The following is a 20,624-nucleotide window of genomic DNA, read 5'->3' on the forward strand; positions in this document are numbered from 1 at the left end:
TCAAAATAAAGTTTTTTTGGAAAAGGAATGGTATGTAAAGTTTTAAATTTCATACTATATAACTTCAATACCTTCTAAGCTGTAAATTCGATTAAGGGTTTTATCTGGACAAACGAAATAATCTAGATTTCCTTTAACATCTAACACAGAAAACAATGATGATGTATCAAAAAATAAATTCATAAATCCAAGCGTCTCTCGTTCACCAATTCTTCCGATAATGATGATTTGCAGTCTTTTAACATCTCCTGCATTTCTAAAAATGAAAAATCGGATATTTTCAAAACATCCTTTTCAGGTAAATCTTCTTCAAAGACCAATTTAACCCTTACGGGATTTTTTGTCTTTAAAGGTTTATCCAATTTTAATTCTCCGTTATAATATGTACCTGAAATTGTTTTCATCATTGTCTACTATTTATCCCTGGTTATTTCAGTAAGTATTTCTTTTCCTGAGCTTTGAATTTTTTCAATCAAAGCATTTCTTGATCTACCCCATCAACAATGTATTGAAATTCTTTGCTTCCTTTTGAATTTTGCCTAATGACTTTAATTGGGATAGCATTTATAGTTGTCAAACAAATATACCTTCAATTTGGGTTCCATGCAAAGGCCGCCCTGAAAGGGCGTGATATCCCAGAGTTGGGCAAAGCCCTACGAAAGAATAATGGTAAATCAATTACAAATGTATCAGGCCTGAAAGGCTGAGGTAATCATTAAAGCTTGACCACACATTTCCAAATATCCGTTCCCTTCAGGCCCGGGAGAATGCACTAATGATTTCTACTCCTAGCAACGGGCGATGCCCATTGCTAAGATATCAGGGCCTTTCAGGCCTTAAACTAGAATTATATCAGAAAATTGTTTTTTATTTAACTCAGCTTTGCGTCTTTGCGCCTTTGCGGGAAAACTCTTCATTTCTTTATCTCCCAAAACTCCACATTCTCTCCATTTTTGACTACCATCAGAATCTTTTGCCCATCTCTATCAATGACATGAAGGTCCCTGATATCACCTTGCAATTTTAAACCATGGTCTCTGTTGTGCCAGTATTCAAATGTACCATCTCCTTTTCCCAAAAGCACCTCACCATAGGATCCATCATATTGCCCTACTTCAGGCTTTGCTCCTTTGAGATTACCGCCTATAATCAGGTCTTCTATACCATCTCCATTGAGGTCCGTAATTACAATACTATACATCCATGACCTTTGGGACATTCTTGGTAATTCGATAGGATTAAACCTTCCATTGCCTTCATTAAGCAGGACAGTTGAAGCCAAATTGTTTACTTCTTGAACAACCGCCTTTTCAAGTTCTGTAGGACTAAAGATATCCTCCATAGTTTGGTTGTTATAGGTACTGTATTTCAGATACCGCTTTTTGATCGAGGGAAGCTGTGCTTCCAATTGATGTTTCAAAGTGAAAGGAACATGCTTATCTCCTACTTTTTGTACAAAGACATGTTCAACCGAACCATTTTGATCAAAATCATTGACAAACATCTTGACGGGCTTTTGCAATGATGCTTTAAACCTCGTATTCAAACCATGATTTCCCAATACAAAATCGGGTTTCCCGTCCCCATTAAAATCACCAATAGCAATAGACTGATACCATCCTTTAATGTCTTCCATCTCAGGCATAGCTATCTTCTCTAGCTTTCCACCTTTATTTCTGAGAAAGGTCGGAGCCATCCATTCCCCTACCAAAACAAGGTCTTCTTTACCATCTCCATCATAATCCACCACAGCTGCATCCGTCACCAATCCGATTTCCTTTAAATCCGGGGCATATTGGGAAGTACCATCTGTAAAGTTTCCTTGGCCGTCATTGATCAAAATGAAACTGTTTGCATTTACACCATATAAAAATGGAATCACTCTGGAACCCACAAAAATATCCAATGCTCCGTCACTGTTGATATCCAATATTTTCACCACTGATGTACTGTTCCGGAAACTTGCTAAACCTGAATTCTGGGCCTTGGTGAATTTACCTGTGCCATCGTTGAAATAGAGTCTATCTGCCAAGTCCAAAGCACCAAAGCCGGATTCATTTCCTCCCGAAGTGACAAATAGATCCAAATGACCATCGCCATTCGCATCAAAAAACACCGCATCGGTGTCTTCAGAAATACGATCGGCTTCAAAAACAGTTTGGGAGGAAGCCTGATAATTGCCGTTTCTATTCTTAATAAATAATTGCCCTGCAAAACCTTTGGCCCCTCCGATATATACATCTTCCAAACCATCCCCATTTACATCCCCTAAAGCTGCTTTAGGCCCTTCTGTTGACAGCATGTGGTAAGTCAGTCTGTCCCGGTCAAAATCAACCATGGTATTTTCCTGATGACTGTATTGTAACAGAGGTTTGATTTTGGTAAAAGCAGGTGCAGGTAATGCTGGAAAAAAGTCAAAATCTATAGAGGCTTCACCTGCCTCGGCCCAATTCAAAGTTAACATCTGATCCGGTAGAACATCTGTAAGAATGCTTAACCGACCGTCAGGCCACCTTACCTGCACTTGATCGATTTTTTCAATATTCCCCAATCCGAAGTTGAGTCTGGAATCGACAGAGGACTGAAATCCCCGATTGGGCATATTTTCTTGATAGAAAATCTTATCGCCTTCCAACAATCTCACTTGTGTACCTATAGCAGAAGTATTGTTCCCCTTGCCTATCAATTTGATCTTTAAGTAACGGTTTTCTGGGAAAAATTCCCTACTCCTATTTTTAAAAATCAGCACCTCATTGTTGACATTGTTGACAACAAGGTCCAAAGCCCCGTCATTGTTGAGGTCTCCGTAAGCGGAACCATTGGAATGTATGGGGTCTCCCATTCCCCATTCGTGGACCACGTTTTCAAACACCAAATCTCCTTTGTTTTTAAAAGCATAATTAGAAACCGGATTGATGGGCATTGGGTCTATCAATGCTTTATAGTTGACCCCACTTTGGGAAATAATCTTCTTTTTGGTCTCATCATTATCAATGAAATTGAGGTAATCCAAATCAGTAAGGTCCTGGTATATACCATTAGCCACAAAAAGATCTTTCAGACCATCATTGTCCATATCAAACATCAAAGCCGCCCAACTCCAGTCTGTTGCTTCCACATTAGCCAAGCGGCCCATATCGCTGAATGTCCCGTCGCCATTGTTGACATGAAGCATGTTGCGGGTATACTGATAATGGTATCCATGTTCCACATTGAACTGAAACTTGTCCCAACTTTCAAAAGTCGTGATCTGTTTGAGCCTTTCTGATGGCTCAGGAAGCATTTCGGTGACAAAAATATCCAAGTGACCATTGTTGTTGATGTCTGCGATATCCGCCCCCATGGATGCAGCAGACGTTGATTTCATGTAATCAGTCAGGCTTTCGGTAAATGTTCCGTCCTGATTATTGATATATAAGTAATCCCTTTCGAAGAAATCATTGGAAATAAAAATATCCATCCAACCGTCCTGATTGACATCACCTACCGTAATCCCAAGACCAAAGCCGATTACACTTCCATAAATTCCGGCTTCCTCAGAAATATCGGTAAACTTGTCACCATCATTTCTGAAAAACTTATCGCCTCCTACAGGGTCTCTTTTCGGCCTTTCATTCTGCATTTTGTTGAAGCTGCCAATGGCTTGGTAACTGTTATTTAGCAGGTACACATCCAAATCCCCGTCATTGTCAAAATCAAAGAAAACAGCGTGTGTGGAATATCCTTCATCGGCTAGGCCATAGACTTCTGCCATTTCGGTAAAAGTACCATCACCATTGTTGATAAAAAGTTCATTCTGCTTGTTGTCACCTTGGATATCTCCGGAATTGCACACATATATATCCAACAGTCCATCACCATTGACATCTGCCATGGCCACTCCTGTACTCCATGCACGGGTTCCCGCGACTCCAGCCTCTTCTGTTACATCTCTGAACTTGAAATCACCTTCATTAATATATAGCTTGTTTTGTCCAAGGTTAGCAGTCAGATAAATATCCAAAAGCCCGTCATTATTGACATCCCCCAATGCTACGCCACCACCATTATAGTAATTTCTATAGGTGAAAATATTGAAGCTTTCATCAAACTGCAGGTCATTTCTGAAAGTCACACCTGATTCGGAAGATGGGACTATCTGAAATAAAGTTTCCTTCTTTGGTGCTTCTTTTTGTTGACATGATATCAACAAAACTGTTCCGAGAAGAATTATCAATAACCTTATGTTAAGCTTCATCATTTTGTTTGATCATTTCTTTTAGGTCTTTGATCCTTAAATCAAGTATTTCAACCCTAACTGTTTTAACATCTTTCTTGAATACCCGGATATGCCTGTTACCATCTATTTTGACCTGAGCGTTTACTGTTTTGGTTTTGTTGCTGACTGGAAAAAATCCTTCACCAAACCAATTCTCTAACATTCCCAAAGTATCATCCATGAGGTTATCGTTGGAGTAGGCATCATTTGTTGGAAACCAATCTGTATAAGTCAACTCAATTGGCATATAATAGAGTCTGTCTTCTTCAAATTTTGGATAAAAATGCATATTCACTTTTTTCCCAGAAGATAATTCAGGATTGTACAAAATCTGTAAATGATGAGCTCCATTAGTCAAAATTCCATTTTTATTATGCTCCCAACAGGTCCCATAAAAGGTCTTTCTATCCATACCAAACCTAATATCCAGAAAAAGGTCTTCAAATACCTTTCCTGAAGCCAATTCCGTTTCTTTCACTTTGTCATATTCCGTTTTTGGCTGACAAGCCGCTACCATACTGAGGGATAATATAAAATATAGTATTCTAAGCATTTTCAATTTTAGATTTTAGTCCCGATAACAATCGAGGTTGGAGTGAAAGGGTAAGTCAAAGCCAGAAAGCATTATAAATCTATTTTAAATTGAATAACTCATTTTAAAATTAGCCTCATTATCTTTCATTGAATCCAAATAACAGAGGTTTAAGATTATTTCTCCCTACCACGATTCGATTTCTTTTAATTGTCTTTACATTTTTGATACTTCTGATTTCCCCTCTGACAAAAAAACCTGATTCCTTTGCCGGGATTACATCAAACTTCTCATTGCCTTGGGATACCAAATGCCAACCAAAACTACCCAAATTGATCCCAATTTCAGGCTTCATTTTACTTTGATTTCCTCCAAACAATAAATGTAAGTTTCCTGATTCATCTTCGAATGAATGAATAGCATAAATCGGACTGTGCTGGATTTCTACAGGCAATTGAGACTTGGTAAAGGTACCATTTCCCTGATTGATATACAGACTGGTTTCCAAAGTATGTACGTCCAAAATCAGATTTCTTTTCAGTATTTCATCCGGAAATAAATCCGATAGCTTTTTATCCTTATAATCATCATAAGTCAACAACTGTTTTCTCAATCCGGGCAATTGTTTGAGAAGTGCAGGTTTCAAAGCAAACGGATAAGGATGATTCCCCTCATAAATGGTCATAATCTGCTCAATGCTCCCATTCTGATCAAAATCATTGATATGTAGTTGAAGTGGTTTTTTGTCAGTGGCAGACAATCGGGTATTTAACCCCATGTTTCCTGCAAATATATCCGGAAATCCATCGCCATTGATATCTCTGACATGAAGTGTATTCCAAAGTCCACCCGTATTTTCAAATCCAAATGAAGCAGAAACATCTGAATATTTACCTTCTAAATTTTTAAAAACTTTGATACCCATCCAATCCCCCAATAGCACAATCTCTTTCCTCCCGTCCCCATCAAGATCACCTATCCAAGCATCTCTAGTCATTCCCAACTCTTTGAAGTCAGGAGCTAGTTGGAATGTTTTGTCTACAAAAACCGCATCTCCCTGATTTTCAAAAATCCGAACATCTGAGGGTATTCCATAAGCAAAAGGAATCGTCCTAGTCCCAACCAACAAGTCTAATTTACCATCACCGTTATGGTCAAAATCCCGGACAAAAGAAGAGCTTTCGAACCGAACCGGGATTTTATTTTCTGATTTTGTGAGATTCCCTTTTCCATCATTGAGGTATAGTCTGTCCTGATAGTTCGTGTTTTTATTGCCAAACTCAAGACTGCCACTCAGTACATATAAATCTAAATCCCCATCTCCATCGGCATCAAAAAATAAACCTCCAATATCTTCAGACAACTGTTCGCCATCAAAAAATTGGGACTTTTGAAATGTACCATCTATTCTTTGCGTCCAAACAGAAGAAGCTTGACCCCTAGCTCCAGGTAAAAACAGGTCATCCAAACCATCACCGTTTACATCACCCACCTCAACCACAGGCCCCTCGTTGGAAGCCATGTGAAAACGCAGCCTATCCCTGTCAAAATCCACAAAATCACTTTCCTCATGTTTCCATGAAATCAAATCTTGAAGCTCAGTGAAATATTGTTTTGCGTCATGCTCTTCCCTTTTCCATTCCAAATCAGCTGAAACGGGATCAAGATGAAGTAGCTGATCCACATCCACATCCTGAAGTTTTGTCATTTTTCCACTTGGCCATAATACCAAAATAGAATCCAACTTACTGATCTCCCCCAAACCAAAATGTAACCGATGGTCCACCGAGGACATATAACCTTTAACAGGATTGTGTTCAGCAAAAAACAGTTTATCACCTGCATGCAAGGTGACCTGAGTCCCAAACTGCCCTTTCAGATCAAACTGCAAAAAATGGTATCCATTGATTTCACGGCTATTATTTTTAAATATGGAAACCTCCCCGTTCAGGTTGTTTACAACTAGGTCCAAGTCCCCGTCATTATCTAAATCGCCATAAGCAGCACCGGTAGAGAAAGTCAACTGTTCCATACCCATTTGAGATGCTATATTTTCAAACTGAAAATCACCCAGATTTTTAAATAGAAAATTCCGTTGGGGTACAGAGGGAAATTCATCGATCATTTTGGTCAGTAGAACGCTGTCCTTACGGAATTGGGCTATCAGGTTCTGATTGTTGACATAATAATCAACATAGTCAAAATCTGTCAAATCCTTTACGATTCCATTGGCCACAAAAATGTCTTTTAGCCCATCATTGTCTGTATCGAATATCAATGCCCCCCAACTCCAGTCGGTGGCATGAACTCCGGCCTGCCGGGCAACATCTACAAAATGAACCTGATCAGATCCTGCCTGAAATCCAAGATTCCTTTGTAATGTATTCCTTGTAAATTGATGGAAATATCCGGCATTGATATTTGCCTGATATTTATCCCATTCTTCAAAAGGAGTTTTGGTCTTAACCCTGTCCAAGGTGGCAGGCAACATCTCTGTAACAAAAATATCCTGCCATCCATTGTTATCCAGATCAGCAATATCGGCCCCCATAGAACCCATGCTGATTTCAGTCATCATGTTCTCCAGTGATTCAGTGAAGGTGCCATCTCCATTATTGATATAGAGATAATCTTTTTCGAAAAAATCATTCGATACATACAAATCCGGCCAACCATCATTATTGACATCTGCAACAGTAACACCCAAGCCATATCCGATCGCAGAACCATATATACCGGCGGCTTCGCTGATATCCATAAATTTTCCATTGTCATTTCGATAAAGTTTGTTTCCTCCAAATGGGTCTCTGACATCCCTTTGGCCTGTCCTCAGGTCATTGATTCCAACCGATCTTGCAGAATTATTGAGCAAATACATGTCGAGGTCACCATCCTTATCAAAATCAAAAAAGACTGCATGTTGAGACAAGCCTTCATCTGCGATCCCAAAGTCTTTGGCCTTTTCGGTAAAAGTCAGGTCACCATTATTGATAAAAAGCTCATTGTACCTCTGCGTACCTCCCAAGGGTCCCGATTTACAGATATAGATATCCAACAGGCCGTCTCCATTAACATCTGCCATACTCACACCTGTAGACCAAATTCCGGGGACTGCTAAACCGGCTTTTTCTGTAATATCCTCGAACTGGAAATTTCCTTTGTTTAGATAAAGTATATTTTCTGTTTGATTGCCTGCAAGAAAAATATCCACTAGACCATCATTATTGATGTCCCCTAGGGCTACTCCTGCTCCATTGTAAAAGTTTCGGAAAGTATAAGGATTGAACTGCTCATTATACTTCAAGTCATTCCGGAAATCAATACCTGTCCAGGCCTTGTCCATTAGCTCAAAAAGTTTTTTGTCTTCCTGTGGATTTCTAGAACAGGCGAACATCATCAAACATAGAATGACAAAAGCAATATAATCGCGTTTCAAATTTTTAGGTAGATTTCTGAGTTACTTTGGATTGAATTGTAATATTAACAATTTGACAGAACAGAAGGGTATTAAATTAAAAAGAAGTGCACAATGTGCACTTCCTTATTGATTATTTTTAAAATTATATGATTAATAACCAGGATTTTGAGTCAAATTTGGATTGGCCAAAAGTTGTGCTTCAGGTACTGGGAAAAGGTTTCTGAAAGGTGCAGAAGCATTTTTCTCCCACCACGCATCATTATACCTTCCGAATCTGATCAAATCAGATCTTCTATGTCCCTCAGCAAATAATTCTCTTCCTCTTTCTGCCAACAATACATCTGCATTGATAATGGTAAGAGGATCAACATTCGCTCTTTCACGTACCTGATTTACAAAGCTCAAGGCTTCAGCAGTTTCACCTAATCTCCAGCTAGCTTCAGCTCTCATCAAAAGCACATCAGCATATCTGAAAATCGGAAAGTCATTGTTAAGATCAGGACCTGCACCCAAAGGAATTTCAAATTTATTTACCCTTGTACCTGCCTGTCTGAAAGCGTTTGGAGCCAATTCGTTGATATTTGGAGTAAAGTTAATTTCAGGACCATCAGGATCATTGGCTTCTGCTGAAGCATCAATAATCGGAGTAACTCCATCAGAACGGAACTGAGGACCCTCCCTCAAACTATTCTTTCTGACATCAACGTCTTCATAGCTGTTATAAAACTCTTCCAAAGCAGCATAACCGTTCCATGGCTGCTCCTGCAATTCAAAAGTCTGCTGAGTACTGTAATGGAATGTCATCTGATGAATGTTAAACCCGCCTGCGTTATTCGCATCGTAAGGAAGGGTAAACATGTTCTCAGGTGAATTGGCATTACTGTTTGCAAAATTTGCAAAGAAGTTAGGAGCTAAGCTGTAAGGTCCCTCATTGATGATCACATCAAGGGCAGCTTTCGCTTCAGCCCATCTTGGCTGTCCAATATATACCTCGGCATTAAGATACAATTTGGCAAGAATCATATGGGCAGTCCAATAATTCAAATTAGTTCTTGTATTATTTCTGGTCAAAAGAGCTGCATTTTCAAGGATACTACTTTCAATGAAAGCGAAAACCTCGGCCCTGCTATTTGTAGGTGGGTTGGGAGCTACATCTGTCTCTACCACTATTGGAACATTTCCAAAGTTATCGATTAGCCACAAATAACCTAAAGCTCTCAAAATCTTTAATTCAGCAACTAATTCCTCAAGATCAGGAAATTGAATGATTAAAAGATTAGCCTCTGCTACAACACCGAAAGCATATTGCCAAGCACCATTGTACGGACCATCAGTAATGATCCAAGCGTGTCGGTGTGCTCTTAGCCATGTACCTCCATCTTCCCAGTCAGCCCCTTTTTGTGGTATAGACAATTCATCTGAAGATACTTCTATTGCACTGTAGAGACCACCATGACCTCCCCAATTGCCCACAACCGCACTGTAAGCAGATTGTTTCAATACTTCTATCAGTTCAGGAGTAACATTGGCATCCAATTGTTCTTGGGTAATACCCGAAAGAACATCTTGCTCCAGTTCCCAGCATGACCCCATCGTCAAAGCGACTAGGCCTCCAACACATAATGATTTAATTGATCGTAACATATATAATTTGAGTTTATGTTATTTAAAGTTTAATGTTAATCCCATTGTCCAGATTCTTGGTAAGAAATAAGTATTCCTTCTTTCAATACCTGGGGCTAAAGGATTGGCATCATTTCCTGTCCCATCTTCCCACCTTACTTCAGGATCGACACCGGAGAATTGGGTTAAGGTAAACAAATTTTGTACACCACCATAGACCCTAAGGTTATTTACACTCGCAGATCCTGTTGGAATATTGTAACCAATCTGAAGATTGTCTAATCTTACAAAATCACCTTTTTCCAAATACAGGTCAGAGAACGAAGGTGTAGATGTAACAAGCGGCGAGGTCGGAGTGTTTTTCGTCAACACAGAATTCCATGTAAGAGATGCTCCATCAGCGTTTTCATAGAAACCTCTGAATGAGTTGTAGATCATATGACCCCAGCTACCTCTCAACAAGAGGTTCAAGTCCCAATTGCCATACACAAAGGTGTTGGAAAACCCAAAATCTCCAGTTGGCAAGGCACTTCCCAATCTTTCAAATTCTCCCGGTGTTTCACCGGAAAGGATATATTCTCCGCCATCAGTCAACCCAAGTAATCTTGGGCCATAGAAATCACCGATTCTCTCTCCCTCTCTATTCCATATCATTGGGTTGTCATTCTGACCTGGTGAACCTGGCACACCTTGTCGGATTTCACCTATGCTTAGACTTCCTGCTCCTAGATCCGAAATTCGGGTTCTCTTATAAATGGTAAAGTTCAAAGTTGGAGTCCAAGAAACAGGCCCTAATTTGACATCATTGACAGTAGCCAAAAATTCAAAACCAGCACTCGAAAGGGAGGCAACATTGGCCCAAACATTATCTGCAGTATAAGGTCTTCCTGGTTCAACTGCACTTGGGAATCCTCGTCCTACAGTGACGTTGAAAATCAGATCAGAAATATTCCTTTGGTAATAATCCATCTGACCGGTGACTTTGCCATTGAATAAGGCATAATCTAAACCAACAGTGAATTCCTGGGTGGTTTCCCATTGCAATTGGGGGTTAGGATTACTTAATCTTCTTGGACCAACAAATACTGACCCAATAGGATTAGTCGGATCTAATGGAATTCTGTTTCCGTTTCCAAATATACCCAATGCCAAAGTTGGTGAAGGTGGCAATTGACCCACTACACCAAATGATGCTCTAGGCTTGAACTGACTAAAGATACCCATATCAAAAATCTGAGTAAAGTCAGCACCTGCACTAATCGCAGGGAAATAACCTGTTTGATTTTCCCTACCAAAGCCTGAGTAGGTTTCAGCCCTTAAGGAAGCGGATAGGAAGTAAGTATTGCTGTAGTTGAAATTTGCTCTTCCAAAAAAGGAATTCAATACTGCTCTGGAAGCAAAAGAATCCATCCCTGTTCCAGGACCAAATCTAAGTCCACCGGCGCCAAGATTGTTAGGACCTAAGTCAAAAAGAAATCTTGTTGTGGATGCGTTCATTCCTCTTTCTGCAAAGGTTTGTGTTTCACCTCCCAATAAGAAAGTGAAATTCATCCTATCGAATATCTCATCTTCAAACCTGATCGTTCCGTTCCAGATAGATTGAGTCCTGTCAAACATATTTTGTCCAGCCTGACCATTTCGGCCAAATCCAGTCTGAAAATCCTGACGGGAGAAAAACTGGGTACTCAGTACAGTTAATTTGTCCTGAGAAAATTGCGATGCAATGGTGATTTTATCTGTAAGATCATATTCAACTCTGTAAGAATAAAGTGCTGCTCTGACTTCAGTTGTGAATTTTTGCTGGTTGATCAATGCCACTGGATTGTAGAAATCAAACAATGGTCTTTGGAAATACCCGCCAAAATTATTCTCAGCCTCAGCCCCAGACTCTCTGATTGGTGCAGTAGGGTTGAAAACGGTGGCATATCTTACAGCCTCACCGTTGACATCTTGAGCTTCTGTATCAGTATATGATAAAGTGAGATTCATTCTCAACCTATTGTTCAAAGCACCATGGTTCAAATTGAATCTTGTATTCAAGGTCTCTCTATTTGTTCCCCTGATGATACCATCGTTGTTACGATAGTTGACAGAAGCCAAATAAGAAGTATTTTCAAATCCACCGGTTACTGAAGCATTGACAGTACCATTGTAGGCTGTCTGCAAAATTTCGTCTCTCCAATCAGTTCTTGATCCATAATCCACACCTCCTCTTTCAACAAATTCCTCAGGGGAAAGAATAGGAATAAGGTTGGTAGCTACGTCAGCTGAACCAAATGAATTGATTGTAACATTAGAAACACCTTTTCTTGAAGAACCTCTTTTGGTAGTGATCAAGATTACACCTGCTGCACCTCGAGTACCATAGATGGCAGCAGCAGAGGCATCTTTCAACACATCGAAAGTCTCAATATCATTAGGATCGACTGCATCTATAGAAGCTCCGATTACACCATCCAATACGATCAATGGAGATTGGGTAGCACCAAAAGAAGAAATACCTCTTAACCTGACAGTGGGCTGTGAATTGGGGTTACCTCCAGGTCTGGTTACAGATAAACCTGCAACTTTACCTTGCAAAAGTTGGGTTGGATTAGTGAAGTTACCACGGTTAAATTGCTCAGAACCAACGGAAGCCACCGCAGAGGTAATTTCCTTTTTATCTTGAGTACCATAACCAATCACTACTGATTCCTGAAGACTCATGATGTCTTCTTCTAATTCTATATTGAAAACCGATTGATTTCCTATAGATAGCTCTTGTGGGGTGAAACCCACAAATGAAATTACCAGGGTCTCATCTCCTGGCTGAACATTAAGTCTGAATTGACCATCAAGATCAGTGTTTGTACCTCTGGTAGTTCCTTTAATCAGAACAGTTACTCCAGGAAGTGGATCTTTAAGCGTGGCATCGAGGATCGTACCTGTTACCTCCCGACCTTGCGCATTGGCAGCTGCGATGCTGATAACCATCAGCATTGCAACCATCAAAAAAGCTTTCATTTTTAGTAAATAATTTCTCATAAGATTTGTTGTTTTGAAAAAAACAAAATGGTTTATATAGTTAATTTCAAATCTAAATTGATTGTTTAAATTTAATTTTGCAATTTTTAACAATTGCCACTGATCTGTTTTGGGACACCCTCTGTTAACAGAATTATACTATTTTTCATCAATCATTAATAAAATCAAAGTTTTATTAATGATTCAACAATGGAAAACGATTGAACTTTTCGAATAGTTAAAATTTTTGGATTTTATTAAAAAAGTGAAAATCAGCACCCCCTTACTACTACTTTATTTCAATATTTTCGATTTTAGCAAATTCCCGATTATTAAAATCAATCACTCAACTTTGGATTTAGACTACAGCTAATCCCTAGTCTGAGTCATAATTATTTATTGCTGGATTTTAAATCTTAAAATTTATAAATGAAATAACTTATTTAGTCAACATAGTATTATTTATGTTTTATTTTGATTTTTATCTTTATTATCAAAAATTAACTTTTTAACCTTGCAACCAAAAGCACTCGTTTCGTATCTTAGCTGTATGGATACTTTTAAGAAAAAAAGATTGGCTAGGGACAGAATAAAATGGGCGGTCATTTTTTTGATCTGTTTTGTGATGGTTTCCATTCTTTCACCCAACTCATTGAACAAAAACCTCAGCTATTTTATTACCAATCCTATTGAACTATTAAAGACTGAACAAGAGAACCCTATCAGGTATATCTTTACCAAGCTGTTTACTCCAGAAATCCCGGATAGGTTTAAGGAGTGGCGATAACACGTATTTAACTTTTGAAAACCATCTCACAATAAATGCAATTACTGGACATTTACATTTATCCCATCAAATCATTGGGAGGAATAAGAGTAGAGGAAGCAAATCTAGAAGAAAGAGGACTTCAATATGACAGAAGATGGATGCTGGTTGACAATCAGGGAGATTTCTTGAGCCAAAGAAAACACCCCAAAATGGCAATGATTCAAACAAACCTAAGTAACAATAAGATTGAAGTTTTTCTCAAAAACCATGTAGAAGAAAACATAACAATCCCATTTGAACCCTTGAGCCAAGAAATGATACCAGTAAGCATTTGGGATGATGAGGTAATCGGTCAAGTTGTAGACCGAAAAATCAACCAATGGTTTTCTGATATTTTGGGTTTTAGCTGCAATCTGGTACACATGCCCACGTCCACAGAGCGGAAAGTTTCTTCAAAATATGCAGCCAAAAATGAATCTGTCAGTTTTGCTGATGGAATGCCCTACTTACTGATAGGTCAGGCTTCATTGAATGACCTGAACAACAGACTCGAAAATCCCGTGCCTATGGACCGATTCAGGCCAAACCTAGTTCTTTCTGGAGGGCACGCTTTTGAAGAAGATGATTGGGACAAGGTGAAAGTTGGAGATGCTGTTTTCAAAATCACTAAACCTTGTGCTAGATGCGTCATGACTACTGTGGATCAAACTACCGGAAAGAAAAGTAAGGAACCTCTCAAAACACTTTCAACTTATCGGGAAATTGAAGGAAAAGTATTATTTGGACAAAATATGTCTCTATTGGAGGGAAACAAAATAAAGATCGGAGATTACATCTCAGCATATAAAAAGTAAAGTGGCCAGAAAATAAACCGGCCACTTTATTGTTATTAGAAGCTATAGCCAATGTTATTAGAAGCTATAGCCAACTGTTAATTTAAAGAATGATGGTTGTCTCCATTCACTTTTTGTAACCATCTCTTCTGGTCTTAAATCACCGCCCGCTGTGAATCTGGTAAATGCACCTCCCTTAGGATCTGCGAACTGAATGTATGGACCCAATGCCACGTAGTAGTTATAAGCTGCATCCGGTTCAGTTTCGCTGCCACCAGTGAAACGTAATTGTTCAAAGTGTAATCCTGCAGAAAACAGTGGCGTCAATTTAACCCCACCATTTACCCAGTAATGCAAAAAGTTAAGGGTTGAGGCATTCCCATGGTTCAATCCATAATAATATCCCAAATAAATCTCTCCTTCAAATCTTGTTTTGTCAATCCCTACAGTAAGGTTGGGGACAATACCTTCTCCCAATACAGGCACTCCTAGACCAGATGTTAAATTTCCGTTCAACAATCCGATTTGTGGTGTCACTGAGATACCTTCCGAAACCTCGGTACTGAATCCAATTCCAAATTCAGTCCAGTTTCCCCAGCCACTGCCAGTTCCACCTGACCACAGGATACCGTAAAACGTGAAATCAGTTTTATCATTGATGCTATAGGCACCTTGGAAGAATGGATAAAATCCAAAGAAAATATCCGAATTGAGTGTGGCATCCATACTGAATTTGCTTTCCTCTTGAGCTTTGGCATCTTGAATTAAGGTCGAAATGCTCAGCAGTCCAACCATCATTAGGGTTGCCCCTAATTTTGTGAATGTGTTTTTCATAGGTTTAATAGGTTTTGTGAGTAAATAGGTTTGTTTTTAAACCAGTTTAAATATTTTTTACATTTTTATACTGATTTTAAGTTGGAAAATTAACACATTTTTTAAAAAATACAATGTTTTTAAGCATATATAGGTTAAAAAATAACCAATAATAGGAATTTTTACAAAATTTCTAAAATTACAGTCAAAATTTTGACAATAACAAAAAAAGGAAGGTTCAACACCTTCCTTTTTAAATGAGTAAATGATAAATTTTACGATTACCTATAATCTTTTACCGTTTGGATAAAGATTTTGACCATTTCAGGATCAATATCGGGGTAAACACCATGACCTAGGTTGGCAATATGCCTACAACCTTTGAATTTTTCCATCATGACTATAGTTGCTTCCTCAACTTGCTTACGACTTCCATACAATGCAGCGGGATCCAAGTTTCCTTGCAGGGTTTTGTTTGGGCCAATCTTTTTTCTTGATTCCTCGATCCCCATGTTCCAATCCAAACCAATAGTTTCACAATTCAACTGGGCCATTTCTTCCCTTGCAAAAAAAGCCCCTTTGGCAAAAACTGTCTTTGGCACATCATGAATAGCATCGCAGATCTGAGATATATAAGGCAATGAAAATTCCATGTATTGATCCGGAGGAAGTATTCCAGCCCAACTATCAAAAACCTGTACCAAGTTGACGCCTGCAACAATTTGCGCTTTTAGGTAATTGATTGTACTATAGGTGATCATTTGTAGGAGCTTATGGGACAAAACAGGTTCAGTGTACAACATCGCCCTGGCTTTTGAAAAAGTCTTACTTCCTGAACCTTCTATCATATAAGCAAATATTGTCCATGGCGCTCCGGCAAATCCGATAAGAGGAACTCTGCCATTCAAAGCTTTCTTTGTAATCCGGATGGCATCAATCACATACCTTAGGTCATCCGTTCCATTTGCAATTCTTAGATTATTAAGATCGGAAGCAGACTTTATTGTTTCAGGGAAAAAAGGCCCTTTTTTTTCAACCATCTCATAAGGAAGCCCCATGGCTTCAGGAATTACTAAGATGTCCGAAAAAATAATGGCAGCATCTACGCCTAAAAGATCAACAGGCTGAATGGTTACCTCTGCCGCCAACTCCGGAGTTTGGGCCAATTCAATAAATCCACTTACACTGTCTCGAACAGCCCTATATTCAGGCAGTATCCTTCCAGCTTGACGCATCAACCAAACAGGGGTCCGTTCTACAGGTTCACCTTTGGCCGCCCTTAACAATAAGTCATTTTTCAATTGCATGCAGCCCAGATTTAATTCTCATTTTTTGATTTTAAATTAACGATATCGCTTTCTGACAAGCCGAGTAAATTCATTACACCATCATAGTCATGTAAATCGATCTTTGAACTTCCAAACTCAGCGGGTAAAATAATGATTCTGAACTTTTGGTTTCTAGTCCAATCGTTACTGAGTAATGAAGGATCAAAAGTCGTTTCTAAGAATAAAGCAAAATCAACCCTGCTAAAATCAAAATTATACACGAGCACACCTTCGTCAAAAAAGACTGTTTGAGGCAGAAGTCTCCAAATAGTATTGCCGTTTAACGTTTCCCATCTGATGTATACAAGTACAACATCACTCGCAAAAATAGGTGGAGTAAGAGAAAATTCTTCCGTATAATTATTTGCCTCAGTGAAATTCGCATCCACTTCAAAAGCTTCTCCCAATAACACCTCTCCGTCCAAACCTTGAAGTCCTGGAGGTCCTGGAGGTCCCATCGGTCCGACACAAGCGTGAAGGAGGGCAAACCCTCCCACTAACATTAATGCAACTAATTTTTTCATAGGATTTTTATTTAGATGTAGGAGAATTAATTTTTTAGACGAAATTTTCCTTATTTTAGTTGTTTGTAATAATTCAATTGATTCATCAAACTAATCCAAATATTCTTTATTTAACAAGCCCGATAACTTTTACTTCATTAGGTCCAATAATCCGGTCCACAAATATCTCGGGTTTTGGTAGCCCATGGTTCTTAGCGAACGCTTCCATTTTGGCTTTAACTTTCAACGGACCGGGCATCACAAAACGATGGGCAGCAATAGTGGCCACAATAGCGCTCTTCGCTTCCAAAGAGACTTTCTTTAACCCCTCCTCATTCATTATCCATTTCGATTCCAATCCAACAAACACTTCCATGGTATCCAATTTGCCGGAAGGCTCAGAGAAATAAATGGTATGTAATGTGGATTCAGGGTTTTGCTTTTTCAAATCCTCTATGCGCTGGAAAGCCTCTCTCAAAACTTCATCTTGTGGCCGCCCTCTAAATTGAACACCAGAGAGTTCGATTTGGCCCAAATCCTCAATTTCAACGTGAATCGTGTTGAAGCCACCTAACAGGTAAAATAAGCAGACCACAGCAACAATAAAAAGAATTACTATCACTCCTATTATTTTTTTCTTCATTCTTTAGAATAAATACCTGACACCTAGGGCCCCTTGAAACCTCAAATGTCCAAACCTGTCAATCAATTCCATAAATAATCCAACTTCTCCAAAAACACTGATGGGTAATTCATCAAAATAATACTCCGCTCCACCGAAGATTTCAGGACCAAAATCCATATTTCTTCTGCTTTCTCTCAGTAAATTAGGTGATATAGAGGTGTCCGTGTAAGAATAATCCACCATCACAGATCTCAATTGGGCACCCACCCCCGCATAGCCCAACAAATACCCGACTTCAATACCAAGATCACTGGTAAAATCTTCATGGTAGGCTCCTCGGATATTGAAAGACACCGAATTAGAAGTACTGTGTCCAAAATAAAAGGCATTTGAAGTTGGACGGTTATTTTCAAAAGAGCGTCTGTAATATTGGGCACTATTGGGACCTCCACGTCCGATCATTCCCTCGATGGAGATCTGATCGTCAAGGAATGTCTTGTAGGTGATTGATAAAGGCTCTCCCAATCTTAGCCCAATTCCGGGCTCTTGAGCAAATACCATCAATGGAAGAAAGGCCATTGCCAAAAGAATAATTTTTTTCACAGTAATGTTGGTTTGTGTTTTCTCGAAATTTAAGTAAGCAAAATTAAGGCCTTTGTTGAAAAAGACATTATAGAAGCCATGTTTTATTGTTTTTATATAATAGTTTCAAAAAAGACAAAAACTTTCTAAATTAAAGGTGTCTTTCAGTTTGGAGTTTCACTTATTTTTAAAACAATTTTTGATATGGATTTTCAGGAAGATTTTCTACAGCGGGTATGGAAATACCAATATTTCGATAAAGGGCAGTTGAAGACAACAGCGGGACTGCCGATAGAAGTGAAAAAAATCGGTTTTCATAATTTTCATGAAGGCCCTGATTTTTTAGAAGCTCAAATCAAAATCGGTAAACTGGAACATGCAGGGCATGTAGAAGTGCATCGAAAATCCTCCGAATGGAAACAACATGACCATGATGCCGACCAAAGGTACAACTCAGTGGTTTTGCATGTGGTTTGGGAAGAGGACCGACCCATCCACCGAAATGATGGAACGCTGATTCCAACTTTGGAGCTAAAAGGAAAAATATGGCTGGATGTATTGCGGAATTATGAGAGACTGGTTAGCCGCAAAGATGAGATCTTATGTGGTCAGGAATTGAAAGAGATAAAATCAATCATCAAGTTCTCTATGTTGGAAAAAGCACTTGTGGAGCGGTTGGAAAAAAAATCCGAACAACTGAAAGGGATTTTGCAAAGCACCAATAATGATTGGGAAGAAAGTACCTATAGGTGGCTATTTCAATGTTTTGGGTTCAAGACCAATGCCATACCCATGTTGAGGTTGGCGGAGAGCATTCCATACAAAACATTGCAGAAACATGGTCGTCAGTCCTCAATCATTGAGGCCATTTTGCTTGGACAGGCAGACCTGATTCCTGAAAACCCACAGGACGAGTATGGAAAGTTCCTGGAAAAAGAGTATGATTTTTATCAACGAAAATACGGGTTGAAAAAAATCATCCACCATCATGAGTGGAAGATGATGGGCATAAGGCCTCAAAACTTCCCTGCCGTGAGGATTGCACAATTGGCTCAGATCCTTTGTCAAAACCCAAGCCTATTTTCAGCCATCCTCAACTTTTCGGCGAATTTTGAAATTTTCAAAAAGGTATTCGAAATAGATATCCCTGAATATTGGCAACAACACTTTGGGATTGACAAACCCACTCAAAAAAGATTATCCAAGAAACTCAGCAATAACACTTTAAAGCTGCTCACCATCAACTTCATCGTTCCTTTGTGGTTTGCCTATGGCCAATACATTCAGGAACCCGAATGGAAAGAAAAATCTTTTGACCTGCTCCAAGAGGTATCCGCCGAAGACAACTTTATTATAAGGAAGTATTCAGTTCATTCATGGGAGGCTCAAAATGCCTTTGATACACAAGGAATGATCGGACTTTACCAAGACTATTGCAAACCAAAAAAATGTCTGGACTGTAAAATCGGCCAAAATCTCCTGAAACCGGAAAGGAAATGATTTTTGGTTAAAAGTCCGATAAACTGTACTTTTGCGATCCGAATATTAAAAAAATCATGGACAAACCTGTCATCATACTTGGGGCTAGAGGAATAGCCCATCCCGCACTCGAAATCTTCAACAGCAATAAAGTCATTGTTTTTGGATTTTTGGATGAGGATGAAAAACTACACGGTACGGAGATCAATGTGGTCCCCGTGCTTGGACACCCCGAAGATGATGGATTCCTCAAATTGATCGGAAAAAAAACAGAAGCATTCGTAGCCGTAGATGACAACAAATACCGTCAGTTTCTAGTCAAAATGCTCAACGATAAGCGGAAAGTACAACCCATCAATGCCATCCATGAAACTTCCTACATCTCCACCGACGCCAACCTTGGACACGGTAACTTTATCAATGCAAAAGTCAATATTGGCGCCGGCGCAAAAGTCGGAAGTCACTGCATTTTCAATTCTGGATCAATAATCGATCATGGTGCAGAAATCGGTGATTTTGTGCAAATCGGCGCCGGGGCAGTTGTCAACTCCAATGCAACTGTCAAAGAAGGGGCCTTTATAGGTTCAGGCGTAATTGTGGTATCCGGAGTGACTTTGGGCAAAAACTCGAGGGTTGGAGCCGGATCAGTGGTCATCTCAGATGTCAAAGACGGAGAAACTGTTTTCGGAAATCCCGCTGCAAAAGTCAAATAAACCATCAAATTCATTAAATCCCATAAAGCGACCAAAAAGAAATTACAATCAAAATATTGAATCAAGGGCATCCATTCCCCAATCTAAAATCTGCCTTATAATCCCGATAGCTATCGGGACTAAAATCTTATAAACCAAAACACCC

The 20,624-nt window shown here is 39.2% G+C and carries 15 protein-coding genes; 4 read left to right on the forward strand and 11 right to left on the reverse strand.

The genetic code is table 11. The features are described from left to right. Positions 1 to 179 precede the first annotated feature (179 nt). The 6 genes from ACEW8U_RS00220 to ACEW8U_RS00245 form a co-directional block, all read right to left on the reverse strand. A complete protein-coding gene (locus tag ACEW8U_RS00220; RefSeq protein ID WP_373520014.1) occupies positions 180 to 407 on the reverse strand; it encodes a hypothetical protein in 228 nt (75 codons plus the stop codon). Positions 408 to 913: 506 nt separating this feature from the next. Then, positions 914 to 4,237: a VCBS repeat-containing protein gene (locus ACEW8U_RS00225; protein ID WP_373520034.1), complete on the reverse strand. Its 3,324-nt coding sequence runs from the start codon at positions 4,235 to 4,237 to the stop codon at positions 914 to 916. Then, complete coding sequence (locus ACEW8U_RS00230; RefSeq protein WP_373520015.1) at positions 4,227 to 4,811, reverse strand: hypothetical protein; 585 nt, start codon at positions 4,809 to 4,811, stop codon at positions 4,227 to 4,229. The genes ACEW8U_RS00225 and ACEW8U_RS00230 overlap by 11 nt, the downstream gene beginning before the upstream one ends. 118 nt (positions 4,812 to 4,929) lie before the next feature. After that, a complete protein-coding gene (locus ACEW8U_RS00235) occupies positions 4,930 to 8,226 on the reverse strand; it encodes a VCBS repeat-containing protein (RefSeq protein ID WP_373520016.1) in 3,297 nt (1,098 codons plus the stop codon). A 132-nt stretch (positions 8,227 to 8,358) separates the two neighbouring features. Continuing rightward, a complete protein-coding gene (locus ACEW8U_RS00240) occupies positions 8,359 to 9,852 on the reverse strand; it encodes a RagB/SusD family nutrient uptake outer membrane protein (protein ID WP_373520017.1) in 1,494 nt (497 codons plus the stop codon). An 18-nt stretch (positions 9,853 to 9,870) separates the two neighbouring features. Further along, positions 9,871 to 12,855 (reverse strand): SusC/RagA family TonB-linked outer membrane protein, encoded by a 2,985-nt coding sequence (locus ACEW8U_RS00245; RefSeq protein WP_373520018.1) that lies wholly within the window; start codon positions 12,853 to 12,855, stop codon positions 9,871 to 9,873. Between the two features lie 529 nt (positions 12,856 to 13,384). Between ACEW8U_RS00245 and ACEW8U_RS00250 the strand changes: the two genes are divergently transcribed. Together ACEW8U_RS00250 and ACEW8U_RS00255 are read left to right on the forward strand one after the other, a co-directional pair. Next, the gene (locus ACEW8U_RS00250) at positions 13,385 to 13,621 is read left to right on the forward strand and encodes a hypothetical protein (protein WP_373520019.1); all 237 of its coding nucleotides are present in this window, start codon (positions 13,385 to 13,387) and stop codon (positions 13,619 to 13,621) included. Between the two features lie 35 nt (positions 13,622 to 13,656). After that, positions 13,657 to 14,457, forward strand: a complete 801-nt coding sequence (locus ACEW8U_RS00255; protein ID WP_373520020.1) for an MOSC domain-containing protein — start codon at positions 13,657 to 13,659, stop codon at positions 14,455 to 14,457. A 57-nt stretch (positions 14,458 to 14,514) separates the two neighbouring features. On the opposite strand, the gene ACEW8U_RS00260 is transcribed toward ACEW8U_RS00255, so the two are convergent. The 5 genes from ACEW8U_RS00260 to ACEW8U_RS00280 form a co-directional block, all read right to left on the reverse strand. Then, the gene (locus ACEW8U_RS00260; RefSeq protein ID WP_373520021.1) at positions 14,515 to 15,270 is read right to left on the reverse strand and encodes a DUF6733 family protein; all 756 of its coding nucleotides are present in this window, start codon (positions 15,268 to 15,270) and stop codon (positions 14,515 to 14,517) included. 260 nt (positions 15,271 to 15,530) lie between these two features. Then, complete coding sequence (gene hemE / locus ACEW8U_RS00265; RefSeq protein ID WP_373520022.1) at positions 15,531 to 16,556, reverse strand: uroporphyrinogen decarboxylase; 1,026 nt, start codon at positions 16,554 to 16,556, stop codon at positions 15,531 to 15,533. A gap of 11 nt (positions 16,557 to 16,567) precedes the next feature. Beyond that, complete coding sequence (locus ACEW8U_RS00270) at positions 16,568 to 17,101, reverse strand: hypothetical protein (protein WP_373520023.1); 534 nt, start codon at positions 17,099 to 17,101, stop codon at positions 16,568 to 16,570. Between the two features lie 106 nt (positions 17,102 to 17,207). Continuing rightward, positions 17,208 to 17,723, reverse strand: coding sequence for a hypothetical protein (locus ACEW8U_RS00275; RefSeq protein ID WP_373520024.1), 516 nt, complete (start codon positions 17,721 to 17,723; stop codon positions 17,208 to 17,210). Between the two features lie 3 nt (positions 17,724 to 17,726). Further along, positions 17,727 to 18,308 carry a hypothetical protein gene (locus tag ACEW8U_RS00280; protein ID WP_373520025.1) on the reverse strand — a complete coding sequence of 194 codons (582 nt, stop codon included), beginning with the start codon at positions 18,306 to 18,308 and terminating at the stop codon, positions 17,727 to 17,729. A 183-nt stretch (positions 18,309 to 18,491) separates the two neighbouring features. Here ACEW8U_RS00280 and ACEW8U_RS00285 point away from each other — a divergent pair, with 183 nt between their 5' ends. Continuing rightward, complete coding sequence (locus ACEW8U_RS00285; RefSeq protein WP_373520026.1) at positions 18,492 to 19,787, forward strand: DUF2851 family protein; 1,296 nt, start codon at positions 18,492 to 18,494, stop codon at positions 19,785 to 19,787. Positions 19,788 to 19,843: 56 nt separating this feature from the next. Next, positions 19,844 to 20,479, forward strand: coding sequence for an acetyltransferase (locus tag ACEW8U_RS00290; RefSeq protein WP_373520027.1), 636 nt, complete (start codon positions 19,844 to 19,846; stop codon positions 20,477 to 20,479). Positions 20,480 to 20,624: the final 145 nt, after the last annotated feature.

Source organism: Aquiflexum sp., assembly GCF_041751335.1.
Taxonomy (GTDB): Bacteria; Bacteroidota; Bacteroidia; order Cytophagales; family Cyclobacteriaceae; genus Aquiflexum.

Bases quoted from the DNA above. Each gene is read 5' to 3' on its own strand.
- ACEW8U_RS00255 (WP_373520020.1), top strand. From the start codon at position 13,657: ATGCAATTACTGGACATTTACATTTATCCCATCAAATCATTGGGAGGA.
- ACEW8U_RS00250 (WP_373520019.1), top strand. From the start codon at position 13,385: ATGGATACTTTTAAGAAAAAAAGATTGGCTAGGGACAGAATAAAATGG.
- ACEW8U_RS00290 (WP_373520027.1), top strand. From the start codon at position 19,844: ATGGACAAACCTGTCATCATACTTGGGGCTAGAGGAATAGCCCATCCC.
- ACEW8U_RS00245 (WP_373520018.1), bottom strand. From the start codon at position 12,855: ATGAGAAATTATTTACTAAAAATGAAAGCTTTTTTGATGGTTGCAATG.
- ACEW8U_RS00240 (WP_373520017.1), bottom strand. From the start codon at position 9,852: ATGTTACGATCAATTAAATCATTATGTGTTGGAGGCCTAGTCGCTTTG.
- ACEW8U_RS00285 (WP_373520026.1), top strand. From the start codon at position 18,492: ATGGATTTTCAGGAAGATTTTCTACAGCGGGTATGGAAATACCAATAT.
- ACEW8U_RS00230 (WP_373520015.1), bottom strand. From the start codon at position 4,811: ATGCTTAGAATACTATATTTTATATTATCCCTCAGTATGGTAGCGGCT.
- ACEW8U_RS00270 (WP_373520023.1), bottom strand. From the start codon at position 17,101: ATGAAAAAATTAGTTGCATTAATGTTAGTGGGAGGGTTTGCCCTCCTT.
- ACEW8U_RS00275 (WP_373520024.1), bottom strand. From the start codon at position 17,723: ATGAAGAAAAAAATAATAGGAGTGATAGTAATTCTTTTTATTGTTGCT.
- ACEW8U_RS00260 (WP_373520021.1), bottom strand. From the start codon at position 15,270: ATGAAAAACACATTCACAAAATTAGGGGCAACCCTAATGATGGTTGGA.
- ACEW8U_RS00220 (WP_373520014.1), bottom strand. From the start codon at position 407: ATGATGAAAACAATTTCAGGTACATATTATAACGGAGAATTAAAATTG.
- ACEW8U_RS00225 (WP_373520034.1), bottom strand. From the start codon at position 4,237: ATGAAGCTTAACATAAGGTTATTGATAATTCTTCTCGGAACAGTTTTG.
- hemE (WP_373520022.1), bottom strand. From the start codon at position 16,556: ATGCAATTGAAAAATGACTTATTGTTAAGGGCGGCCAAAGGTGAACCT.